This is a genomic window from Pseudoalteromonas piscicida (assembly GCF_002744175.1).
GTDB lineage: Bacteria > Pseudomonadota > Gammaproteobacteria > Enterobacterales > Alteromonadaceae > Pseudoalteromonas > Pseudoalteromonas piscicida_B.
This window is the reverse complement of the sequence record NZ_NKHF01000059.1, coordinates 1-3674: the sequence shown is the minus strand read 5'-3', so window position 1 is coordinate 3674 and position 3674 is coordinate 1. Positions and strand designations below refer to the sequence as shown.

Below are 3674 nucleotides of genomic sequence, written 5' to 3'. Positions count from 1 at the left end.
CGGGTTCACCCCGCGATTGGTTGTTGCAGAGCTTGCTGCATAAAGCGGCTCCTATCTGCTTTAAACTGCAAAAGTTATTCGCTGTTAGGGTGTGGTTTGTTACAACTGTGATACTATTTATCTTGTTTATATTAACTTATCAAAGGACTGTTCTATATGTTGCCAAGTGTACTGCGCAAAGCTGTAAATGCTTTTTCTAAAGAAACTCAATTCCAGCCAGACTATTATTTTGTTGAAGGTTTTCTGATTGGCAAAGTTGTCATCAATGATATTGCTGAAATCCACGAGTGGTTGTTGGAGTTATTTGGTGAATATGCGTCTATTTACCGTGTTCAGTTAGAAGCTTTAATGAATTTGCATGAGCAGTGCGTTTCGAGCTTGGATGGAAAAACCTATAAATTGCCAAAAGAGTGTGCGTTATCTAAGCAAGATTTTGCAGCTTCGCTGGCACAAGGAGCGCCTTTACCTAATTTTTGTCTTGGTCTGCTAAAAGCACTGGACAAGGTGTCTATCGAATACTTGTCAGAAGTGCAGAAAAATGCGGTAACAGAATTACAGAAACAACTCACCGGGTTTACAAGCTTAGATGCAGCAAAAGCAGCATTTTCACACGCTGAGCCTATGATGACTTTTGAGCGAGAAGCACGTGATGTTAAGCGTTACTTGGCAGGTGCTATTGTAGAATTAGCAGACACCTTAATGTGGGATCCTGAGTTAGACAACGAGTTCGGAGGCTTTGAGCTTGACGAAGAGTTTGATGAGGAACAAGAAGAAATAAGAAACTCAGTAATAGAGCATTTACTTAGTTTGTCTCACATTGATTCAATCCCGTTACTTGATCAGTTTATTTATAATGAAGAGCAAGACTTTATTACCCCTGATTATATTGAGGAAAATCAGGAGAATTTCTGGCTTATCCATGAAACCAGACCTTATATGGCTGTTCGTCAACGAAAGGCATGGATTTACTTTTGGGCAGACCGAGTGCAGGAGGCGGTTGATGAGCTAGAAGTGCTGCTTCGACTTAATCCAAACGATAATCAGGCCTGTCGATACCTGTATGTGAACGGCTTAGTCATCTTGAAACAGTGGGATAAACTACAAGCTTGCCTCAATGAGTATGAGGAAGACAGTATTTTTATGTTATCTGCCGAGGCGTTGATGCATTTTGCACTGCATGGCGAGAGTAAAGCCTTGGATGAGCTAAAAGCGACGCTCAAAGGCTACAACAAGCACTTTATCAAAATGCTTACAGGACAAGAAAAGATTAAACCAAAAGAGGTTTATGGCTATAGCCTTGGTTCAAAAGAAGAAGTGTTGACTTATATTGAGAATGGCGGCAAAAAAGCTTGGTTGAGTGTTGAGGGGAGCCTATTTTGGCTGCGTAAGAAGAAGTAATACCAAATGTATTAAGTAAATGCGCTATTTCATTCTTTCAAACTGAGTAGAGAATAAATGCAATTGGTATAACTCAGCGGCCAAGTGTGAGTGCCTCTGAGGGCCTAAATTACAGAACAGTTAAACGATAAAAGCCCAATAAATATTGGGCCTTGTTTGTATGATTGGGGGAGAGGTTGCCTTTATAAGTGTTCGACCATCCACTGAGCGTTTAATTGGCTAGGCTCACCATGGCGATTTAACTCCGGCCGCTCTTTGTCTTGATTTAACCAGATATACTGTTGCCAAAATTCATTTTGGATATTCCAAAGACCACCTTGATAAATCAACGTATATAGGGCTTGCTTGGGTGAATCTACAAGCTTGAGGTAGCCTGCAATTTTGTTGCTATAACCCAGAAATAGTGAAGGGGCTTGAGCGCTCCTAAAATAGTGCTGGCCCTGTGAATTCGTCACTTGGATCAAGGAAATTGGATGTGCTTGACTCAGAGTGATCGGGGTGTCGTTACTTAGAGTTTGTGCAGACAAATACTGATTATTTATCGGCGATTTAATGGCGACTTGCTCGCCGGTATCTGCATTTAGTTGTGGGTATGTCCAGCCACTAGGAGGCGTTTGCCAAGTCAGAGACTTCCAGCGCCAGTTATATGGAATATCGAGGTGTGGATCGTTTAAGTCTGCAAAGCCAGGTTCCGCCTCAATGTTGTATAGGCATTGATTACGCTCGGCCTCCAGTTGCGCAACCCGTTCTGCTTGACTGCTAGTGCCTACCTTTAGCTCTGTCATACAGGCTTCCAGGGATTTTCCTTTTCCCGATTCATTGGGGGCAAGCACATAAGTATGGTCACGCTTATTCTCATCTTGATACCAAGTCAGCATCTGGGCCTCATCAAAAGACAACCAGTTTTGTACAAGTTGTTGGGCTTCCTGCTTTGCCACGTTACGTCTCTGTGCTTTTGGGGTCGCCATGGTGCGAATAAACGCAGCCCAAAGATCTTTACTGGCTTCAAGGGCCACAATAGCAACGGGCTTCATACTGCTGATCTGGTAGGATTGCCAGCCTGCTTCTAGTCGGGTTTGAGGTTGCCAAATTACATCGCCACTGGCAAAGTTGAGCACGTCTTTGGTGTCGTGTGAATGTTGCTCAGCCCCCTCTGAGCAAAGATATGCCTTAACCTGCCAAACTTTTTCGTAGTTATCTTGAGGGAGTCGTACCGTGTGTTCTGGACTAAATGAGTCTTGAAATAGGTGAACCGCACGACCAAATAAAAAGTAATTATGATCTACCTCTGCTAAGGCAGAATGGCCACCACCGTCCCATACTTTTAGTCGTTTTTCTTCGGCCATGGCCGCATCCACAAAATGTTGCACAAATCGTTGCTGTGCGCGATAAGCAGCATCAACTCCACCTTGACCTCCAATATCATCATAGCGGCGCATAAAGTGGTCTTGCTGAATATCTGCAGGCTCTTGCGAAACTGCGCTAAAACAATTAGGGCCAGTCGGGTCTGCGCTGGCTGTTGTGACGTTAAACCCTGCAATATCGACCCAGCGTTCACCAACGATGGCTGAGTTTATACCGTCGTATCTCGGCTCATAGAGCGGGTTATTATTTAAATGAGATTGTAAGCTCGTGATTTCAGATTGGGCGGTATTAAGTTCAAGGTTTTTAGCAAGTCCGTCCTGCCAAGTATATCTTGGGTCATTCGGATCCGCTTCGATGATATGCTCTGCATTAAGTACCTCGAGAGCAGCGGTGCGCGTTAACCATTCGTGACCCATCGGCATAACGCCTTGTCCGCCAAATTGAGTGAAGGCTTGCACCGAGCTAGTGACTGCTAATCCAAAAGAAAACGTGAGCGGCTTTATTTTCATCTCTACTCCTTGAAAATTTAAAGCTTTTGTTAGAGTTAAAACTCTATATTAAGTGTTTATGTTATCATTTATTAAATAAATGTTTCAATGGGTTTGGTTTTGCAATTGTTTGTACAGGTGGAGGTGATCCAGCTTTTTAGCTGTGCAGATAATTACCTTTTTTGCTTTAGATGCTTGTTTAGTTGTGACGTTGGGCTCGCTTTACGCGGCGAGCCGTTTAACAAAATCGCGGGGTGAACCCGCTCCCACCATGGGATATTATCGCGGGGTGAATCCCTCAAATTTTAGCCTTTGGTAGGAGCCGCTGGACGCGGCGAGCTGCTCAACAAAATCGCGGGGTAAACCCGCTCCCACCATGGGTTATGAACGTGGCATAACCCCTCAAATGCTAGCCTTTGGTAG

The 3674-nt window shown here is 43.9% G+C and carries 2 protein-coding genes; one reads left to right on the top strand and one right to left on the bottom strand.

The features are described 5' to 3' along the window. Positions 1-156 precede the first annotated feature (156 nt). Entirely contained in the window at positions 157-1398 is a 1242-nt protein-coding gene (locus CEX98_RS13110; protein WP_099642511.1) for a hypothetical protein, read from the top strand. A 182-nt stretch (positions 1399-1580) separates the two neighbouring features. Here the strand turns inward: CEX98_RS13110 and CEX98_RS13105 are convergent, their stop codons facing one another. Continuing rightward, positions 1581-3272, bottom strand: coding sequence for a hemolysin D (locus tag CEX98_RS13105; RefSeq protein ID WP_099642510.1), 1692 nt, complete (start codon positions 3270-3272; stop codon positions 1581-1583). Positions 3273-3674 lie beyond the last annotated feature (402 nt).